Here is a 19,117-nt window from a genome sequence, read left to right as displayed (position 1 = left end):
GTCGGGGTCAGCGGCTGACGGCGCGCTCCATCCCCCGCTCGACCGCGGTGATGAGACGCGGCCGCAGTTCGGCGGCGGGCACGATGTCGTGGACCGAGCCCACCCGGCGGGCGCGCTCGATGTCGTGGACGGCCTCGAACTCGGCGGCCACCTCGCCGAGCTTCTCCGAGCGCACGGCGCTGCGGACGGTGGCCAGCTGGGACCGCAGCTGCGCCTGCTCGACGGCGTCGGCCGCGGTGAGGGCGGCCTCCAGCTCGCGCACCCGCGGGTCGGCGGCGGTGCGCCGGTCCACCTCGCGGGAGAAGACGACGGCCGCGGCCGGCGCGCCGCCGATCACCGACGCGTAGGAGCCCTCGACGGCCAGCACCTGCATCTGCTCGTTGAGCGCCCCGGAGAAGACGACGAAGGCGCCCCCGTGGTAGCGCGACACCACGCAGAACACGATCGGGCCGTCGAAGTTGGTGATGGCCCGGCCGATCTCCGCGCCGTACTCCAGCTGCAGGTTGCGCAGCGACTCCGGTGACCCGTCGAAGCCCGACAGGTTGGCCAGCACGACCAGCGGCCGGTTGCCGCTGGCGGCGTTGATGGCGCGGGCGGTCTTCGCCGACGATCGGGGGAACAGCGTGCCCGCCGTCCACTGGTCGGGGCCGTCGGCGGGGCGGCTGCCGCGCCGCGGGATCGGCCGGGACTCCACGCCGAGCAGGCACACCGGGTGCCCGCCGAGGTGCGCGTCGAGCACGACGGCGGTGTCGGCGTCGGCCATGCCGGCCCACCGCTCGAGCACCGGGTGGTCCTGGTCGGTCACCGCCCGCATCACGGTGCGGATGTCGAAGGCCTTCTTGCGCTCCGGGTTGGCCTCGGCGGAGAAGACGTCCCCGACGGTGGTGAAGTCGCTGTCGGGGTGCCGGTGCGGGAAGGTGCGCACGTCGCGGTCGCGCGGGTCGGCGGTGCCCGCCGGCCGCGGCCACCGCTCCCCCGGCGCGCGGTAGGTGTGGTCGTAGTGCCGGGCCAGGACGTCGAGGGCGCCGGTGAGGTCGGGCGCCCAGTACTGCGCCTGCCCGTTGGGCCCCATGACCCGGTCGTAGCCGCCGATGCCGAAGTTGTCCTCCGCCGACACCCCGCCGGAGTAGTCCAGCGAGTGCTTGCCGGTCAGCACCATCGCGCTGTCCGGGGTCATGACCAGGATGCCGCGGGTGTGCATGAGCATCGTGGCCTCGGCGTTCCAGTACGGCTGGGCGCCGACGTTGATGCCGGTGACGACGACGTTGACCTCGCCGCCGGCCTGGGTGAACGTGATGATCCGGCGCAGCGCGCGCGAGACCCAGTCCATGTTCTCGGTGCCGCTGTCCATCGAGATGCGGGCGCCGGAGGACAGCGCGAACCACTCGACCGGGATGCCGCGCTCCTCGGCGAGGTCGAGCGCGGCCACGATCCGGGCGCACTCGGGCTCGGCGACCGTGCCCAGCGCGCGGGTGGGGTCGCCGAACAGGGCCACCCGGGTCATCCCCTCCGGGTAGCGCTCCGTCGGCGTGCTCACCAGCCCGACGACGACCCCCGCCCGATTCTGCCCCGGCGGGCGGTCCACCGGCATCAGCCGGCCGTCGTCGCCGAGGTCGTGCTCGACGAAGGAGCCGCCGGGGCCGGCCAGCAGGGTGCTGAGCTCGTAGGGGTACGGGGCGCCGCGGGCCCGGGCGCTGAGGACCTTCTCGGTGTAGTCGTCGAGCGGGCGCAGCGGGGTCGTCGGCCGGTCGGTGACCGCCATCCGCACCCCGGTGCCCGGGACGTTGGAGAAGCGCAGCGCCACGTCGCGCGGCGGGCGGCCGGCCTCCTCCTGCAGCCGGGCCAGCAGCACGATCTGGTCCAGGCCGGCGCCGAGGGTCAGCGGCGCCGCGGTCCGCGCGAACTCGGCGACCTCGGCCAGCGGCACCTCGATCGAGGGCCAGGCGTAGAGGTGGATGCGGTTGTGCTCGAGCGGGCGCCGGGACCGCCGCAGCGACTGGGCGCGCCGCAGCCCGTCGAGGCAGGACAGCAGCTGGCGCTCGACGGTGGGGAACCCGACGACCTCCCCGTGCTCGTCGCGCACCGGCGTCAGGTCGCGGACCTCGGCCAGGGCGATGAACCGCTCGTCGTTGGGATGGTCGCGGGCGGTGACGTGCAGCAGCACGGTGTCCTCCGGCGAGGGCACCCGCTCGGCGTCGAACGCCTCCAGCCGCCACAGGTCCAGCCGCCGGGCGGTCAGCGGGTGCAGGCCGCGCAGCAGCCGCTGCTCGGCCGGCCGGCCGTCCTCCCCCGGCCGGAAGGTCAGCGTCTCCACCTCGCCGCCGTCGGGCCCGCCGTCGGGGGTGGCGACGGTGACGGTGACCCGGCGCGCGGCGCGCAGCTCGGGGACGCCGTCGACCAGGTCGCGCACGGCGTCCGACAGCGCGTCGGCGTCGGCCGGGCGGTCGGGCCACTCCACGTAGAGGTCCACGACCGTCTGCCCCGGGTCGGCGAGCCGGGCCACCGCGCCGGCCACCGCGGCCAGCGCCTGCGGCAGCCGCGCCGCGCGGGTCATCAGCGCCAGCAGGTGCAGCCGGTCGCCGCCGAGGGCGTACTCGGCGGTGACGGAGGTGTCCCCGTCGAGCAGGGTCGACCGGACGTCCTCGAGGTTGCGGCTGCGGTAGTAGCGGCGGGTGAGGACCTCCAGCACCGGGTCGGGGACGGTCGTCGTGCGGGACAGCCGCTGGGCCAGCAGCCGGACCAGCGGCTCGGGGCTGGCGACCAGCGCCTCCATCCGCCGGATGCTCTCCGCGGTGTCCCCGCGCGCGCCGGCCTCGTCGAGTTCCTCGAGCAGCCGGGCGGCCCGGTCGAGGACCTCCTGGCGGGCCGTCCGCACGACCGGTTCCTCGAGGTGCCGGAAGCGGACGGCGCGGGCCAGGTTCCCGATCGAGGGGTGGCGCAGCTGGGTGGCCAGCACCAGCCGGTCGAGGACCTCCCCGATCTCGCCGCGCGAGCGGCCGTCGGGCAGCCGGTCGGCGGTCAGCCAGCGCTCCAGCAGCGCCGAGACGGCGGGCAGCTGCTCGGCGGTGCGCTGCTGGGCCAGGAACACCCGGTGCACCGCCTCCTCCAGCGCCGGGACCGGCTCCAGGTCGGCGACGCCGTAGTGGGCCAGCGCCCGCCGCAGCCGCGCGCGGAACGCCTCCGGCAGCCCCTCCCGCTCGGCGTCGAGGGAGTGCAGGTAGGCGTGGAAGTGCTCGCGCGGGCTGTGGACCTGGGTGTCGGCCTCCTCCTCCTCGCTGGCCGGCCGGTTGCGGGAGAGCTCGGCGAGGTCGGCGAAGGTGACCAGCACGTCGAGCTCGGCCGACAGCAGCCGGGCGTCGTCGGCGGGCAGCTCGTCGCGGGTGGCGGCGTACTCGGCGACCAGCCGCCGCGCGTGCCCGGCGCCGACGTCGAAGCCGGTGACCAGCGCCCGCAGCTCGGCCAGCAGGGACAGCGCCCGCGCGCGGGGGTCGCCCTCGGGCTTGTCGTCGCCGCCGGGCAGCGCCACCCGCTCGCCGGTGGCCTCCTCGACGTCGCCCCCGGCCCGGTCGAGCAGCAGCAGCGGCGCGCCGGCGTCGACCTGGCTGTTCACCGCCGCCCGCACCTCGCGCACCCGGCCGGCGAAGGGCGCCCGCACCGGCGTCTCCATCTTCATGCTCTCCAGCACGACCACCGGCGCGCCGGCCTCGACCTCGTCGCCGGGCGCGGCCCGGACGGCGACGACCACCGCCGGGGCCGGTGCGCGGACCACGCCGCCGACGTCGCGGCCGACCCGGTGGGTGACCCCGTCGACCTCCACCAGGGACGAGCCGGGCGCCTCGACGGCGACCACCGCGTAGCGCCGGCCCGCGGCGGCCAGCCGGGTCTCCAGCGGCCCGAGCCGGTCGACCTCGACGTCGACGACGCGGCCGTCGAGACCGACCCGGTAGCGGTCGTGGCCCACCGTGGCGACGGTGAGCCGGTACACCTGCCCGCGGACGCCGAGCTCGACGGTGCGGCCCACCTCGTGCGGTGCCCGCGGCCGGCCACCGCGCGCCGAGACCAGGAACGCGATCCGCTCGCGCTGCTCCTCGGCGACGGCGATGTCGACGGCGACCTGCACCAGCGCCACCCAGGCGTCCCCGGCGCCGCGGTCGCCGCCGACGACGCCGGCGCGGTCGAGCCAGCCGGTGTCGGCGGTGCCCTCGACCACCTCGGGGCGGTCGAGCAGGTCGAGCAGGAAGGACTTCGTCGTCGCCCCGCCGCGCAGGACGACGGTGGTCTCCCGCAGCGCGCAGCGCAGCCGGGCGAGCGCCTCGGGCCGGTCGCGGCCCCAGGCGATGACCTTGGCGATCATCGAGTCGTACTGCGGCGGGACGACGTCGCCGACGCCCAGGCCGGTGTCCACGCGGACGCCCGGGCCGGTGGGCAGCCGCAGCAGCTCCACGCGGCCGGGCGCGGGGGCGAACCCCTGCTCGGCGTCCTCGGCGGTCAGCCGCGCCTCCACCGCGTGCCCGGTGGCCGGCGGCGGCCCGCCCTCGAGCCGGCCGCCGGCGGCCACGTGCAGCTGCAGCTTCACCAGGTCCAGGCCGGTGGTCGCCTCGGTGACCGGGTGCTCGACCTGCAGCCGGGTGTTGACCTCGAGGAAGGTCGTGAGCCGCTCCTGCGGCTGGTACAGGAACTCGACGGTGCCCGCGCCGACGTAGCCGGCGGCCCGCACCAGCGCGATCGCCGACTCCCGCAGCGCGGCGTCCTGCTCGGGGGACAGCACCGGTGAGGCCGACTCCTCGATGACCTTCTGGTTGCGCCGCTGCACCGAGCAGTCGCGCACGCCGGGCGCCCAGACGGTGCCCTGGGAGTCGGCGATCACCTGCACCTCGACGTGCCGGCCGCCCTCGACCAGCCGCTCCATGAAGACGACGGGGTCGCCGAAGCTCTTCTCCGCCTCCGACCGGGTGCGCTCGAGGGCCTCGGCCAGCTCGCCGGGCGCGCGGACGACGCGGATGCCCCGGCCGCCGCCCCCGCTGCGGGCCTTGACGATGAGCGGGTAGCCGATCGCCTCGGCGTGCCGCCGGCCGTCGTCGAGGTCGGCCACGGGACCCGCGCTCCACGGCGCGACCGGCACGCCGACCCGCTCGGCGAGCACCTTGGCCTCGATCTTGGCGCCGAGCAGCCGCATCGCCTCCGGCGGCGGCCCGACGAAGGTGACGCCGAGGTCGGCGCACAGCTCGGCGAAGGCGGGGTCCTCGGCGACGAAGCCCCAGCCCACCCAGGCCGCGTCGGCACCGCTGACCCGCAGCGCCCGGCCCAGCTCGGCGTGGTCGAGGTAGGGGTTGACCGCGCCGGTGTCGGCCAGCAGCACCGCCTCGTCGGCGGCGCGCACGAAGGTGGCCCGGCGCTCGGCCTCGGTGTGCAGCGCGATCACCCGGGTCCGCGTCCCGTGCTCGGCGTCGAGCTCCCGCACCGCCCGGATGAGCCGCACGGCGGGCTCCCCACGGTTGACGACGGCGATCCGTTCGAACACGCGCGGGTACCTCTCCCTGGTCGATGGGCGCCTCCGGCCGGACGTCGGCGCCGGCTACATGTCGAGCCCGCCGTTGACGCCCCACACCTGGCCGGTGATGTAGCCGGAGGCGTCCGCGGCGAGGAAGTGCACGACGCGGGCGACCTCCTCCGGCTCGCCGAGCCGGCCCAGCGGGATCTTGGCCTTGAGGCCGTCGAGCACCTTGTCCGGCACGCTGTCGAGCATCTCGGTGGCGGTGTAGCCGGGCGTGACGGCGTTGACGGTGATGCCCAGCCCGTCGGTCTTGCCCGAGCGCTGCACCTGCATCGCGGCCTCGCGGGCCAGCGTCTTGGTCAGGCCCAGCAGCCCGGCCTTGGCCGAGGCGTAGTTGGACTGGCCGATGCCGCCGGTCTCGCCGATCACCGACGAGATCATCACGATCCGCCCGCTGCCGCGCTCCAGCATGTGCTTGAGCGCCGCCTGGGACAGGTAGAAGGCGCCCGAGAGGTTGACGTCGATGACCCGGCGCCAGTCGTCGTCGGTCATCTTCAGCACCGTCCGGTCGGCGGTGATGCCGGCGTTGTTGACCAGGATGTCGAGCCGGCCGTGCCGCTCGATCACCTCGGCCACGGTGCGCCGGCAGTCCTCGGGGCTGGCGATGTCGCCGCGGTGCACGCTCATCCGGCTCTCGGGATAGGCGCCGCTGAAGTCCTGGGCGAACATCTCGGCCCGCTCGGTGTTGCCGCTGTAGCCGGCCGCGACGTCGGCGCCCTGGGCGGCGAGGCTGCGGCAGATGGCCGCGCCGATGCCGCGGGTGCCGCCGGTCACGAAGGCCACGCGGCCGGAGAGCTTGTCACCGGTCCTGCTGGTACGGGTCTGGGTCGCTGTCACCGGCTCCTCCTGGGGCTCGGGCGCGTGCGCCTCGTTCCTGGACCGGAACCCGGGTGGATGACGGCGCCACCTGCTCCGGCATCGGATGCGGGCAGCATCCTGCGCGGCGGGCGGCAGGGCAAGCGCAGGCCAGACAAGAGCACGCAGACAAGAGCACGGGAGGGCGTGTGCACGGCGTGAACGCCGGGCGTGGCGGGTCACTCCCCGGCGGTCGCCCTCCCGGGCTCGACGGTGCCGGACGGCGGCGCGGTGGCACCGGCCGAGCGCGCGTCGAGCCAGGCCTGCCAGTCCGACCGGTCGCTGCCGCCGGCCCGGACCGACGCCACCACGAGGAACAGCACCGCGACGGCGCCGAGCAGCAGCACCCCGGTGACGATGCCCTCCCAGCCGAACAGCAGCGGGACGGTCATGTCGCCGGGTGCCGGCGGGGTCGCGTCGGACGCCATGCCCCCAGCGTGCGCGCCCGCGCCCGCCTCCGTCGCCCCAGCGCCGGTCCTGTCACCCGCCGGGGCGACGTCACGCAGCAGAGGCGCCCGCCGGCCCGGTCGCCCCATCGGGCGTCCCGGCGACGCCCACGGGTGACGACCGTCCCGGTCCCGGGTGCCGGCCCGTTCCGCCGGTCATAGCGTCCCGGACCCCGGGACCGGCCCGCGGGGAGAGGCGGGAGCATGAGCGCGGAGCTGCAGATCGACCATGGGGTCCCCCCGGCCGGCACGCCACGGCTCGACGGCCGCCGCCCCAACGTCTCCGGTGACCTGCCCACCGTCCTCGCCGCCGGCCCGATGTTCACCCGCACCCTGGCCGGCTACGACCGCTTCCAGGTCGACACCTACGTCCGGTGGGCCGAGGACGAGCTCGCCGCCGCCGGCCGGGAGCACGAGCACCTGCTGGCCCGGCACCTGGAGACCGTGGCCGCGCTCGAGGAGGCCCGGGCGCTGCTGTCGCACTCGTCCTCCGGCGCGGAGCTGGTCCGGGTCTCCGGCCGGATCGCCGCGCTGCTCGCCGTCGCGGCCGACGAGGCGGAGGGCATCCGCGCCGAGGGCCGGGCCGAGCGGCAGGCCGCCGCCGCCGAGGCCGAGCAGGTCCTCGCCTGCGCCCGCGGGGTGCTCGCCGACGCCGCCGTCGAGGCCGACCGGGTGCTCGCGGTGGCGGCCGCCCGCGCCGGGGAGACCGCCGCCGAGGCCGCGCGGCTGCTGGCGGAGGCCGAGCAGGAGCGCGCGGACGCCCGCGCGGCCGCCGCGGCCCGGGAGGCCGCGGCGCGGGAGGTCGAGCGGTGCGCGGCCGAGGACGCCGAGGCGGTCCGCCGGCAGGCCGCCGACGACGCGGCCGCCGCGCGGCTGCAGGCGCGCAGCGAGATCGTCGGGATGCTCGCGACCGCGCGCGAGCAGCGCCGGCGGGCCGACGCCGAGGCGGCCACCGTCCGCGACCGGCTGCACCGGGAGGCCGTGGCGCTGCGCGCGGAGGTCGCCGACCTGGAGCTGCGGCGGGCCGCGCTCCGGGCGGAGACCGCACCGGCCGACCCGGTCGCCGGGCCCGCCCGCCGGCGCCGCGTCCGGCCCGGCCGGTTCCTGCACCGGCTCCGCGCGCGGCCGGCGTCCCCGCGGGCGCACTGACCGGCGCCGGTCAGTCCGCGGCGGCCGGGCCCGCGAGCTCCACGACGGCGGCGACGAGGGCCTGCCCGTCGAGCAGGACGGCGTCGTTGTGGTCGGCGCCGGGCACCTCCACCAGCCGGTGCAGCCCGGCGGCGGCCTCGGCCACCCGCCGGCTCTGCGCCGGCGGCACGATCGTGTCGGCGTCGCCGAGGACCACCGTCGTGGGCACCCGCACCCGAGCGACCTGCTGCGCGACCGGGTACCGGTCGCGCAGCAGCAGCCGGACGGGCAGGAACGGGTAGTGGTGGCCGCCGACGGCGGCGAGGTCGACGAACGGCGAGCGCAGCAGCAGCCCGGCCGGCGGGTGCTCGAGCGCCAGCGCGGTGACCACCCCGCAGCCCAGGCTCTCGCCGTAGTAGACCAGCCGCTCCTGCGCGACCCCCGCCTCCTCGAGCAGCCAGTCGCGCGCGGCGCGGACGTCGAGGGCGAGCCCCTCCTCGCTGGGGCTGCCCGGGTTGCCGCCGTAGCCCCGGTAGTCGAACAGCAGCACGCCGAGTCCCGCCCCGGACAGCGCCCGGGCCAGCGGCGCGCGCAGGCCCCGGTGCCCGCCGTTGCCGTTGGCCACCAGCACGACCGGCGCGCCGGGAGCCGGGCCGGGGACGAACCACGCCCCCAGGTCCAGCCCGTCCGCGGTCCGGAGCGTGACGTCGCGGCCGCCGGGGACGGCCTCGGCCGCGGCGGGCACCGGGCCGTCGTCGGGCAGGTACACGAGGCGGCGCTGGAAGGCCCACAGCAGGCCCAGCACGAGGGCGGCCACGACGAGGACGACCAGCGCCGCGCGCAGCACCGGACGCACCGGGCGGTCAACCGGACAGCGAGCGGCTGCGCTGCTCGATCCCCAGCTCGCCGTAGGGGTAGTCGGGCGCGCCCGGGTCGCTGACGGCGTCGAGCCGCGCGGTCTCCTCGACCGACAGCACCAGGCCCGCGGCGCCCAGGTTGCCGCGCAGCTGGTCGGTGGTGCGCGCCCCGAGGATCACCGAGCTGACGGCGGGACGGGCGAGCAGCCAGGCCAGCGCCACCTGCGGCATGGGCACGCCGCGCGCCTCAGCGACGTCCTGCACCGCCTCGAGCACGTCCCAGGTGCGGTCCCGCGCGCCGACCCGGTCGTAGGCCTCCATGCCGCGGGCGGGGTCCTCGCCGAGCCGGGTGGTGCCCTCCGGTCGCTGGTCGCGGGTGTACTTGCCCGACAGCCAGCCCCCGGCGAGCGGCCCCCACGGCAGCAGGCCCAGGCCGTTGTACAGGCATGCGGGCACGATCTCGGCCTCGGTGCCGCGCACCAGCAGGCTGTAGTTGGGCTGCAGCGTGACCGGGACGGCGAGGCGGTCGCGCTCGGCGACGTCGACGGCCCGCTGCACCTGCCAGCCGGTGAAATTCGACAACCCCGGGTAGCCGACCTTCCCGGCCGACACCGCGTCGTCGAGGAACCGCAGCGACTCCTCCAGCGGCGTCAGCGGGTCCCACGCGTGCAGCTGGTAGAGGTCGACGTGGTCGACCCCGAGCCGGCGCAGCGAGTCGTCCAGCGCCCGCCGCAGGTGCCGGCGCGAGCTGCCCAGCGCGTTGGGCTCGTTCCCCATCGGGAAGCGGCCCTTGGTCGCGAGGACCACGCGGTCGCGGACGTCGGCCGGGCGGGCGGCCAACCAGCGCCCGACGATCTCCTCCGCCGCGCCGGCGGAGTAGACGTCGGCGGTGTCGACCAGCGTGCCGCCCGCCTCGACGAAGACGTCGAGCTGCTCGTGCGCGCCGGACTCGTCGGTCTCGGCGCCGAAGGTCATCGTGCCCAGGCACAGGGCCGACACGGCACAGCCGCTGCGGCCGAGGGTGCGCATCTCCATGGGCACAGTCGGCCACACCGGTCCGCGCGCCGCCCGTCGACGCCGCGACGGCCACGGCGGTCAGCGCCGGCCGGCCCCCGTGGCCGCGCGCACCTCCGCCGCCGACGCCGGACGGGCGCCGGCCGCCTCCACCGACCGGCGGGCCTCGGCCACGAGCCCGGCGTTGCCGCGGGTGCAGCCCAGCGGCGCGTCCTCCAGGCCCACCCGCACGTGTCCGCCGCGCGACACCGCCTCCTCCCGCAGCCCGGCCAGCTCGACGCCGAGCCCGGCCACCAACCAGGTCGCGCCCGGGTCGCACTCGCCGAGCAGGCGGAGGTGGGCGTCCAGCGCCCACCCGGCCGGCGGGAGGCCGAAGGTGGAGCCGGTCGAGAACGTGGAGCGGTACACCGGGCGCGGCGACGCCGGCGCCCGGGCCGCCAGCAGCGACCCGAGGCCGGTGAAGCCGGGCTCGTAGACCGCGAAGCTCGGCACCAGCCGGTGCTCGGCGCACACCGCGAGGCCCGCCCGGACGTCGGCGGGCGCGTTGGCGTGGACCATCCCGTCGCCGCCGTCGGCCAGCTCGGCGACGGTCGCCAGCACCACCGAGCCGGGGTCGACGACGGCCCACTCGACCAGCCCGGCGCGGGCCAGCCGGTCGACCACGGCGTACCGGGCCCGGCCCTCCACGGGCGTCGCCGACGGGCCCACCGCCATCGGCACGGTCGGGTAGACGACGACGTCGCGGCGGCTGCTGATCGCCTCGACCACCGGCGCGTAGAGGTCGTAGGCCTCCCGCGGGCGGCCGGCGTCGTCGTAGGCGTGCAGGTGCACCACCGCCGCGCCCTCGTCGGCGCAGGCCACGGCCTCCTCGACCAGCTGCGCCCGCGTCACCGGCATCAGCGGCTGCCGCTGCCGGGTCCAGGCGCCGTTGAGCGCGACCTCGATCCACACGCTCCGGCCCATCCCCGCCCCTCCCTGTCGGGGTCCTCCCCCACGCCGGCCGGCGGGTTCGGGGGCGTCCCCCGATGGTCTCCGCACCCCGGCGTCACCAGGCTGGCAGAGCCGGACGGGACGAGAGGTCACCTCCCGTCCGGTCCATCTCCCCGGAGCCGGACGGAGGCGCCATGACCGCTCCCGAGTGCAGCGTCGCCACCCTCCCCCGGCCGGCCGGTCCCGATCCCGCCGGCGGCCCGCCGCGCGACCGGGTGCCCGGCGGGCGGGGCCCGGCGACCCGGCTGCGGGCCTGGCTCGGGCGGCTGCTGGCGCGGCGGGCCGCCCGCCGCATGGCGCACGGGCAGCTGGACCTCTCCCGGCTGCGGGCCCTGCCGGAGGCCGCGACGGTGCCGCTGCGGCGGGCCGGCACCGAGCCGGACCCGCGGCTCGCGCAGCTGCGCGCGAGCGGGCCGCTGCACCGGCTCGACCTGCCCTTCGAGCCGTCGGTCCACCTGGTCACCCGCGCCGCGGAGGCCCGCGCGGTGCTCGCCGACCGCGACGGGTTCAGCACCGACGTGCGGCACCTGTTCAGCGGCACCGGGCCGGCCACGGCCGACGACGTCGGCGGGCTGGGCTTCACCGACCCGCCGGACCACACGCGGCTGCGCGGCCTGGTCGCCCCCGAGTTCACCCGGGCCCGCCTGCAGCGGCTGGCGCCCACCGTGGAGGCGACCGTGGCCCGGCAGCTCGACGTCCTCGCCGCGGCTGGCTCGCCGGCCGACCTCGCCCGGCACGTGTCCGCACCGGTGCCGATGCGCACCATCTGCGACCTGCTGGGGCTGGCGGGCGCCGACCAGGAGCTGCTCACCCGGCTGGGCGCCCGCCGGTTCGACGCCACGCGCGGGACCGCCGGGGCATTCGGCGCGGTCTCCGCTCAACGCCGGCTGCTCGCCGACGTGGTGGCCGCCCAGCGCCGCGCGCCGGGCGACGGGCTGATCGGCCGCGTCCTGCGCACGCACGGCGACGCGGTGTCCGACACCGACCTCGTCGGGCTCGCCGACGGCATCGTCACCGGCGGCCACGAGACGACGGCGGCGATGATCTCGCTGGGCACGCTGGTCCTGCTGCGCGACCCCGTCGCGGCCGCGGTGGTGCGCGAGGGGTCGCCGGCCGACGTCGAGCACGTGGTCGACGAGCTGCTGCGGCTGCTGTCGGTGGTGCAGGTCGCCTTCCCCCGCTTCGCCCGGCACGACCGGGAGCTGTTCGGGCAGCACCTGCGGGCCGGCGACGTCGTGCTCGTCTCGCTCAGCGGCGCCAACCGCGACCCGGCCTGGACCGGGCCGGACCCCGACCGGGTGGACCCCGGCCGCTCCCCGCGCGGCGGGCACGTCGCCTTCGGCCACGGGATCCACCGCTGCGTCGGCGCCGAGCTCGCCCGGCTGGAGCTGCGCACCGTCCTGCCCGCGCTGTTCCGCCGCTTCCCCGACCTCGCGCTCGCGGTCCCCCCGGAACAGCTGGCCTTCCGGCGGCTGGCCTTCGTCCACGGCGTCGACGCGCTGCCCGTGACCTTCTGAATCCCGAGGAGGACCGACCGTGCCCCGACCCTCCGCCCGCACCGACGATCCGGCCTCCGTCGTCGCCGCCCGCCAGCTCGCCGAGGAGGCCCGGCGCCGGTCGGCCCCCTCCGGCCCGGCCGCCCACCGGCCGGGCGGATCGCCGGGCGGTGGCCCGGACGGGTAGTTTCCGTGACCTGCGCCACACCGCGAGAGGGAGGTCTCCATGACCACGACGACCGGGACGGCGACCCTCGAGGCCCCACAGCCCACTGACGAGGACGTCGAGCACGTCGACGTCCTCATCGTGGGCGCCGGGGTCTCGGGGATCGGGGCGGCGCACCACCTGCGGGAACGGTTCCCCGACCGGTCGTTCGTGCTCCTCGACGCGCAGGAGACCCGGGGCGGGACCTGGTGGACCCACCGCTACCCCGGCGTCCGCTCCGACAGCGACCTGTTCACCTACGGCTACCGGCACAAGCCGTGGCGCGGCCCGTCGATCGCCGCCGGCGAGGAGATCCTGGCCTACCTCGACGAGGTCATCGCCGAGGACGACCTCGCCCCGCGGATCCGCTACCGACACCGGGTCACGGCCGCCTCCTGGTCGAGCGAGGACGCCCGGTGGACCGTGGAGGTCAGCCGCGAGGACACCGGCGAGCAGCTGCGGATGACCACCGACTGGCTGTGGATGTGCCAGGGCTACTACAACCACGCCGAGCCCTACCGGCCGCAGTGGGAGGGCATGGACCGCTACCAGGGCCTGCTCGTCCACCCGCAGTCCTGGCCCGAGGACCTCGACCTCACCGGCAAACGGGTGATCGTCATCGGCTCGGGATCGACGGCCGCGACGCTGATCCCCGCCATCGCCCAGGACGCGGCGCACGTGACGATGCTGCAGCGCTCCCCCTCCTACTTCCTGGCGCCGCCGCTGACCCACGAACTCGCCGTGACCCTGCGCGCGCTCGACATCCCGGAGGACTGGACGCACGAGATCCTCCGCCGGGCCTACGCCGCCCAGTTCAACGAGCTGGCGCGGCTGTCGCACGAGGCGCCCGACGACCTGCATACCTTCCTGATCGAGTCGATGAGGCCGCTGCTGCCCGAGGGGTTCGACGTCGAGAAGCACTTCACGCCGCGGTACCGGCCGTGGCAGCAGCGCATCGCGATCGTCCCCGAGGGCGACCTGTTCGCGGCGCTCCGGGAGGGGAAGGCCTCGATCGTCACCGACACCATCGACACCTTCACCGAGAAGGGCATCCGGACCGGCTCGGGCGAGGAGCTCGAGGCCGACGTCGTCGTCACCGCCACCGGCTTCAACCTCTCGGCGTTCGGCGACGTCTCCTTCACGGTGGACGGTGAGCCGGTGGCCTTCCCGGAGCGGGTCACCTGGCGCGGCCTGATGATCAGCGGCGTGCCCAACATGGCCTACGTCTTCGGCTACTTCCGGCACAGCTGGACGCTGCGCGTGGACCTCGTCTGCGACCTGGTCGACCGGCTCTTCACGCGCATGCAGGAGCAGGGCGCCCGGTCGGTGGTGCCCGAGCTGCGGCCGGAGGACGCCGGCATGCAGCTCAAGCCGTGGTCGGACCCGGAGAACTTCAACCCCGGCTACGTCCTGCGCTCGCAGCACGTGCTCTTCAAGCAGGGCGACCGGGAACCGTGGACCCACATGCTCGAGCACGCGCAGGAGGCCGAGCTCCTGCCGAAGGCCGACCTCGACGACGGCTCCCTCGTCTACCGCTGAGCCCTCGCCCACCGCCGAGCCGACCCGACCCGACAACCGAGGAGGACACCTGTGCCGGTCGACCCGCACCTCGCCGCCCTGCTGGGCATGCTCGAGCAGATGGGCGCACCACCCCTCTACGAGGGCACGCCCGAGGCCGGTCGCGCCTACTACCTGTCGCTGACCCGCGACGTCCGCGCGCCCGAGCACGTCGTGCCCGTCCGCAGCACCGAGGACGTCACCGTCCCCGGCGCCGAGGGCGAGCTGCGCGCCCGGGTCTACCGCCCCGAGGAGGACGGCCCGCTGCCCACGGTCGTGTTCTTCCACGGCGGCGGCTGGGTGATCGGCGACCTCGACACCCACGACAACATGGTCCGCAACGTCTGCCGCGGGGCGCGGGCCGTGGTCGTCGCCGTCGACTACCGGCTGGCACCCGAGCACCCGTTCCCCGCCGCTGCGGAGGACGCCGTGGCCGCGGCACGGTGGCTGGCCCAGCACCTCGACGAGTTCGGCGGCGACGGGCGCCTGGCGGTGGCCGGCGACAGCGCGGGCGGGAACCTGGCCGCGGTGGTCGCCCAGACGCTGCGCGACGACGGCGTGCCGATGGTGGGCCAGCTGCTCGTCTACCCGGCCGTGGACGCGGAGGGCGAGTACCCGTCGCGCGTGGACAACGCCAAGGGGTACTTCCTCGAGAAGGACACGATGGACTGGTTCTACGGCCACTACGCCGGGGCCTGGGAGGACGCGAGGGACGCGCGCCTCTCGCCGCTGCACCACGGCGACCTGTCCGGCCTGCCACCGGCCGTCGTCGTCACCGCGGAGTACGACCCGCTGCGCGACGAGGGCGAGGCCTACGGGAAGGCGCTGGAGGCCGCGGGCGTGCACGCCGACGTGCTCCGCTACGACGGCATGATCCACGGCTTCTTCGACATGGGGACCGTCTCGCCGGCCGCGCAGGCCGCCATCGACGAGAGCTGCGCGCGGTTCGGGGAGCTCATCCGGCGCTGAGGACCGGTGGCCACGGCCCCGCCCGTGCAGGTGTGAGGTGCGGGCGGGCCGGGCGCCGTCAGGGCCGAGCGCGCAGTTGCTGCCACCCGACACGGCGTGTCGGCGCGTGTCGTCGACCGCAACCGATCACTCGGCACACGCCGGACCGCTCCCGCCGCGCCACCCGGCCGCCGTCACACCCAGTAGGTGTCGTGGCGGAGCATGAACTCCGCCCGCTCCTCCGGCGTCATCCGCTCCCCGCGGGCCAGCGTCCGGAAGTACTCCTCGCGCGGTCCGCCCGGCGCGAACAGCAGCAGCATCGAGGCCCGGTCGCCGCCGCGGAAGCCGTGGATCCCGCCCTCGGGGACGTAGAGGAAGTCGCCCTCCCCCGCGGTGGTCCAGGTGCGGCCGTCGTAGATCTCCACCGAGCCCGACAGCACGTAGAACTGCTCGGAGATCGACCGGTGGAAGTGCGGCCCGGGGCCGGAGGCCTCCTCGCCGAAGGTCCACCGGTAGAGGCCGAAGCGCCCTGCGGTCTGGTCGGCGGTGGCGAGGAACTCGCAGGTCACCCCGGTGGCGGAGACGGTGTCCGGGGGCCGGTCGGCCGGCCGCAGCCAGGCGCTGGCCTCCCCCGTGGTGCCGCGGTAGAGGTCGGGCGGGTAGTGCCGGTGCAGGGACACGGGCGCGCCCTCCTTCCGTCGCCCGCCCATCCTGGCAGCGACCCGGCCGCGGGGAGGAGGTCGCGGGGTCGGCGGGGGCGGTAGCGTCCGCCGGGTGCCGGACGCCGCAACGGAGCGGGTCGCGTCGCAGCGGGTCCTGCGGCGACGCCTCGACGCGCTCACCCTCGGGCTGTTCACCGTCGCCCTGGGCACGAACGTCCCCACCCCGCTGCTGCTGGTCTACCGCCGCACCCTGGGCCTGTCCGACGCCGACCTCACCGCCGTCTTCGGCTGCTACGCCATCGGCCTGATCGCCGCGCTCACCGTGGCCGGCGCGGCCTCGGACCGCTTCGGCCGCCGGGCGCTGGTGCTGCCCTTCGCGGTGCTCGCCGGGCTGGTCTCGCTGCTGTTCGTCCCCGCCGTCGACCACCTGCCGCTGCTCTACGCGGGCCGGCTGTTGCAGGGCGTCGTCTCGGGCGTGGTGTTCTCCGTCGCCAACGCCTGGCTGCAGGAGCTCGCCGGTCCCGACGGGCAGCAGTCGGCGGCCACCCGCGGGGCGGTGTCGACGTCGCTGGGGTTCGCCATCGCCCCGGCGATGAGCGGGCTGCTCGCGCAGTACGGCCCCGCGCCGACGACGCTGCCCTACCTGGTGCACGTCGCAGTCCTCGTCGTCGGCCTCGGGGCGCTGCTGACCGTGCCGGAGACGGTGCTGGTCCGGCGCCCGGGCCGGCTGATGACCCTGGGGCTGCCCCCGGAGGCGCGGCGGCCGTTCTGGGCGGTGCTCGCGCCCACCGCGGTCGGGGTGTTCGCCTTCCCCGCGGTCGCGGCCACCCTGCTGCCGCTGCTGGTGGTCCCCGACGGTGTCGGGGTGGCCTACGCCGGGCTGGTCGGCGGGCTCGCCCTGGGCGCCAGCGCGGTCGCCGCGCGGCTCGGGCGCCGGTTCGAGCGCGGCGCCGCGCCGCTGGGCATGGCGCTGGGCGCGGCCGGCGTCGCCCTGGCGGTGGCGGCCATCGTCACTCGCTCGGAGCCGCTGCTGGTCCCCGCGTCGGTGCTCATGGGCACCTGCGGCGGGCTGTGCCTCACCGCCGGCCTGACCCTCACCGCCCGGCTCGCGCCGCCGCACACCCGCGGGGCGATGAACAGCGCCTTCTACGCCTTCGCCTACGTCGGGTTCGGCGCGCCGCTGCTGATCGCCTGGGTCGGCTCGCTGCTGGGCCCGGTCGCGGCCATGTCGGCGTTCGTGGCGGTGCCGGCCGCGCTCGCCGCCTGGCTGTGGTTCGAGCTGCGCACCCGCCGCTGAGCCGCCCGCCCCGGCACCGGGACGGCGACGTCGCCGCCGCGGGCGGGTAGCGTCCCCCTGGACCGGAGGGGGTCCCATCACCACACACCGCGGACGCTGCGCCGACGCCCACCTCGGGTGTCCCTGCCGGGGCGACGCGGCGGTCCACGCCGAGCGGTCCCGCGAGCTCGACGCGGCGCGGGCCCGGTCCGGCGAGCCGGTCGACTGCCCCGAGTGCGGCGAGCCCACCACCCACCTGTCCCTCGTGGCGTGGGGCCACTGCCGCGCCTGCCGCACGGCGCAGTCCCGGCTGGTGGACCCGCTCCGCTGGTGACACCCCCACCCGGCCGGGAGCCGGTACAGTCGCGGTCGGTCGCTGTCGTACCTCTGCCTCGTTCCCGAACGTCCGCAGTCGTCTCTGCCTGACGTTCCCTCTCGGTCCTGCCGGTCGGTGCGGCGACCCGGGACGGCACCTGCCGGGCCCGACACCCCCAGCACGGAGGAGAGAACGACATGACCCAGGGCACTGTGAAGTGGTTCAACGCGGAGAAGGGCTTCGGCTTCATCGAGCAGGACGGCGGCGGTCCCGACGTCTTCTGCCACTTCTCGGCGATCAGCGGCACCGGCTACCGGTCGCTGGACGAGGCGCAGCGCGTCGAGTTCGACGTCACCCAGGGCCAGAAGGGCCCGCAGGCGGAGAACGTCCGCGCGGTCTGACCGGCTCCAGCACGACGGGTGGACCCCCACGGCCCCGGGCCGTGGGGGTCCACCCGTCCCGGGGGCGCCCGCCGGTGTTGGATGGACGGCGGGAACGTCGACGAGAGGGCCGCGGACGGACATGCAGCAGCACGCACCGGCCCGATCCGGCCCGGCGGGGACGAACTGGGCCGGCAACCTGACCTACCGGGCCGCGCGGCTGCACCGGCCCACGTCGGTCGCCGAGGTGCAGGACGTCGTCGCGCGCAGCCGGCGGGTCAAGGCCCTGGGCTCCCGGCACTGCTTCAACGACATCGCCGACACCGACGCCGACCTGGTGTCCCTCGACGGGCTGCCCGCGGACGTCCGGTTCGACCCGCCCGACGGGGACGCCCCGGGCGTGGCCTGGGTCGCCGGCGGCGTCCAGTACGGGCAGCTGCTGCCCGAGCTGGCGCGGCACGGGTACGCCCTGCACAACCTGGCCTCGCTCCCCCACATCACCGTCGCCGGCGCCACCGCCACCGGCACGCACGGCTCGGGCAACCGCAACGGCTCGCTGGCCACGTCCGTCGTCGGCCTCGACCTCGTGCGGTCCGACGGCGAGCTGGTCCGCCTCCGGCACGGGGACCCCGACCTCCCCGGCGCCGTCGTCCACCTGGGCGCGCTGGGCGTCGTCACCGGGGTCGGGCTGCGCGTGCAGCCGACCTTCTCGGTGCGCAACAACGTCTACCTCGGGCTCACGTGGGAGCGGCTGCTGGCCGACCTCGACGCGGTGGCCGACGCCGCCTACAGCGTCAGCGTGTTCACGGACTGGCACGAGATCACCCAGGTGTGGGTGAAGTCGCGCGTCGACGAGCTGGAGGTCGCGCCCGAGGAGTTCCTCGGCGCCCGCTCGGCCACCGAGCCGACGCACATGCTCCCCGGCACGCCGGTCGAGAACCTCACCGAGCAGCTCGGCGTCCCCGGTGAGTGGCACGAGCGGCTCCCCCACTTCCGGGTCGGGTTCACGCCCAGCCGGGGCGAGGAGCTGCAGAGCGAGTACTTCGTGCCGCGGCGGCACGCCGGCGCGGCGGTCGGGGCGCTGCGCGCGCTGGCCGGCCGGATCGCACCGCTGCTGATGGTCAGCGAGATCCGCACCGTCGCCGCCGACGAGCTGTGGCTCAGCCCCGCGTACGGCACCGACGTGCTGGCGCTGCACTTCACCTGGCTGCCCGACGAGGCCGCCGTGCGGGCGCTCCTCCCGGAGATCGAGGAGGCGCTGCGCCCGTTCGACCCCCGTCCGCACTGGGGCAAGCTGTTCACCACCGGCGCCGCGGAGCTCGCGGAGCGCTACCCGCGGCTCGGCGACTTCCGCGCCCTCGTGCGGCGCCTCGACCCGCGCGGCGCGTTCCGCAACGACTTCCTCGACCGGACCGTCGGCGCGCACGTGTGAG

15 protein-coding genes are annotated in these 19,117 nt (G+C 76.3%); 8 read left to right on the top strand and 7 right to left on the bottom strand.

The annotated features are described in order from the left end of the window. Positions 1 to 7: 7 nt before the first annotated feature. The 3 genes from ACI79V_RS14620 to ACI79V_RS14610 form a co-directional block, all read right to left on the bottom strand. The gene (locus tag ACI79V_RS14620; RefSeq protein ID WP_456890383.1) at positions 8 to 5,521 is read right to left on the bottom strand and encodes an ATP-binding protein; all 5,514 of its coding nucleotides are present in this window, start codon (positions 5,519 to 5,521) and stop codon (positions 8 to 10) included. 54 nt (positions 5,522 to 5,575) lie between these two features. Continuing rightward, positions 5,576 to 6,391: a 3-oxoacyl-ACP reductase family protein gene (locus ACI79V_RS14615; RefSeq protein ID WP_456890382.1), complete on the bottom strand. Its 816-nt coding sequence runs from the start codon at positions 6,389 to 6,391 to the stop codon at positions 5,576 to 5,578. 197 nt (positions 6,392 to 6,588) lie between these two features. Further along, positions 6,589 to 6,837: a hypothetical protein gene (locus ACI79V_RS14610; RefSeq protein WP_456890380.1), complete on the bottom strand. Its 249-nt coding sequence runs from the start codon at positions 6,835 to 6,837 to the stop codon at positions 6,589 to 6,591. A gap of 222 nt (positions 6,838 to 7,059) precedes the next feature. Here ACI79V_RS14610 and ACI79V_RS14605 point away from each other — a divergent pair, with 222 nt between their 5' ends. Further along, positions 7,060 to 8,004, top strand: a complete 945-nt coding sequence (locus ACI79V_RS14605) for a hypothetical protein (protein ID WP_456890378.1) — start codon at positions 7,060 to 7,062, stop codon at positions 8,002 to 8,004. Positions 8,005 to 8,014: 10 nt separating this feature from the next. Here ACI79V_RS14605 and ACI79V_RS14600 read toward each other — a convergent pair whose 3' ends face one another. From ACI79V_RS14600 to ACI79V_RS14590, 3 genes are read right to left on the bottom strand one after another with little or no spacing between them, the layout of a single operon-like run. Continuing rightward, complete coding sequence (locus tag ACI79V_RS14600; protein ID WP_456890376.1) at positions 8,015 to 8,839, bottom strand: alpha/beta hydrolase; 825 nt, start codon at positions 8,837 to 8,839, stop codon at positions 8,015 to 8,017. 7 nt (positions 8,840 to 8,846) lie between these two features. Next, on the bottom strand, positions 8,847 to 9,875 hold the full coding sequence (locus tag ACI79V_RS14595; protein WP_456874747.1) for an aldo/keto reductase: 1,029 nt from the start codon (positions 9,873 to 9,875) through the stop codon (positions 8,847 to 8,849). Between the two features lie 60 nt (positions 9,876 to 9,935). Continuing rightward, the gene (locus ACI79V_RS14590; protein WP_456890373.1) at positions 9,936 to 10,817 is read right to left on the bottom strand and encodes a 3-keto-5-aminohexanoate cleavage protein; all 882 of its coding nucleotides are present in this window, start codon (positions 10,815 to 10,817) and stop codon (positions 9,936 to 9,938) included. Positions 10,818 to 10,978: 161 nt separating this feature from the next. On the opposite strand from ACI79V_RS14590, the gene ACI79V_RS14585 reads away from it, so the two are divergent. The 4 genes from ACI79V_RS14585 to ACI79V_RS14570 are packed head-to-tail and all read left to right on the top strand — an operon-like array spanning position 10,979 to position 15,071. After that, the gene (locus ACI79V_RS14585; protein ID WP_456890369.1) at positions 10,979 to 12,361 is read left to right on the top strand and encodes a cytochrome P450; all 1,383 of its coding nucleotides are present in this window, start codon (positions 10,979 to 10,981) and stop codon (positions 12,359 to 12,361) included. A 19-nt stretch (positions 12,362 to 12,380) separates the two neighbouring features. Next, complete coding sequence (locus tag ACI79V_RS14580) at positions 12,381 to 12,527, top strand: hypothetical protein (protein WP_456890367.1); 147 nt, start codon at positions 12,381 to 12,383, stop codon at positions 12,525 to 12,527. A gap of 39 nt (positions 12,528 to 12,566) precedes the next feature. Further along, positions 12,567 to 14,084 carry a flavin-containing monooxygenase gene (locus ACI79V_RS14575; protein ID WP_456890365.1) on the top strand — a complete coding sequence of 506 codons (1,518 nt, stop codon included), beginning with the start codon at positions 12,567 to 12,569 and terminating at the stop codon, positions 14,082 to 14,084. 51 nt (positions 14,085 to 14,135) lie between these two features. Beyond that, positions 14,136 to 15,071 carry an alpha/beta hydrolase gene (locus ACI79V_RS14570; protein WP_456890362.1) on the top strand — a complete coding sequence of 312 codons (936 nt, stop codon included), beginning with the start codon at positions 14,136 to 14,138 and terminating at the stop codon, positions 15,069 to 15,071. Positions 15,072 to 15,244: 173 nt separating this feature from the next. On the opposite strand, the gene ACI79V_RS14565 is transcribed toward ACI79V_RS14570, so the two are convergent. Then, complete coding sequence (locus ACI79V_RS14565; RefSeq protein ID WP_456874752.1) at positions 15,245 to 15,730, bottom strand: cupin domain-containing protein; 486 nt, start codon at positions 15,728 to 15,730, stop codon at positions 15,245 to 15,247. Between the two features lie 94 nt (positions 15,731 to 15,824). On the opposite strand from ACI79V_RS14565, the gene ACI79V_RS14560 reads away from it, so the two are divergent. From ACI79V_RS14560 to ACI79V_RS14550, 3 genes are all read left to right on the top strand, one after another. After that, entirely contained in the window at positions 15,825 to 17,009 is a 1,185-nt protein-coding gene (locus tag ACI79V_RS14560; protein WP_456890358.1) for an MFS transporter, read from the top strand. 492 nt (positions 17,010 to 17,501) lie between these two features. Beyond that, positions 17,502 to 17,705 carry a cold-shock protein gene (locus ACI79V_RS14555; RefSeq protein WP_456874754.1) on the top strand — a complete coding sequence of 68 codons (204 nt, stop codon included), beginning with the start codon at positions 17,502 to 17,504 and terminating at the stop codon, positions 17,703 to 17,705. Between the two features lie 121 nt (positions 17,706 to 17,826). Next, positions 17,827 to 19,116 carry a D-arabinono-1,4-lactone oxidase gene (locus ACI79V_RS14550; RefSeq protein WP_456890355.1) on the top strand — a complete coding sequence of 430 codons (1,290 nt, stop codon included), beginning with the start codon at positions 17,827 to 17,829 and terminating at the stop codon, positions 19,114 to 19,116. The last annotated feature ends 1 nt before the right edge of the window (position 19,117 follow it).

This window comes from Geodermatophilus sp. SYSU D00700 (assembly GCF_054050255.1).
The sequence above is the reverse complement of the archived record's forward strand: the minus strand, read 5'-3'. Positions and strand labels throughout refer to the sequence as shown.

Coding starts and splice junctions, on each gene's coding strand:
- ACI79V_RS14590 (WP_456890373.1), bottom strand. CDS start 10,817: ATGGGCCGGAGCGTGTGGATCGAGGTCGCGCTCAACGGCGCCTGGACC.
- ACI79V_RS14555 (WP_456874754.1), top strand. CDS start 17,502: ATGACCCAGGGCACTGTGAAGTGGTTCAACGCGGAGAAGGGCTTCGGC.
- ACI79V_RS14605 (WP_456890378.1), top strand. CDS start 7,060: ATGAGCGCGGAGCTGCAGATCGACCATGGGGTCCCCCCGGCCGGCACG.
- ACI79V_RS14595 (WP_456874747.1), bottom strand. CDS start 9,875: ATGGAGATGCGCACCCTCGGCCGCAGCGGCTGTGCCGTGTCGGCCCTG.
- ACI79V_RS14550 (WP_456890355.1), top strand. CDS start 17,827: ATGCAGCAGCACGCACCGGCCCGATCCGGCCCGGCGGGGACGAACTGG.
- ACI79V_RS14585 (WP_456890369.1), top strand. CDS start 10,979: ATGACCGCTCCCGAGTGCAGCGTCGCCACCCTCCCCCGGCCGGCCGGT.
- ACI79V_RS14610 (WP_456890380.1), bottom strand. CDS start 6,837: ATGGCGTCCGACGCGACCCCGCCGGCACCCGGCGACATGACCGTCCCG.
- ACI79V_RS14575 (WP_456890365.1), top strand. CDS start 12,567: ATGACCACGACGACCGGGACGGCGACCCTCGAGGCCCCACAGCCCACT.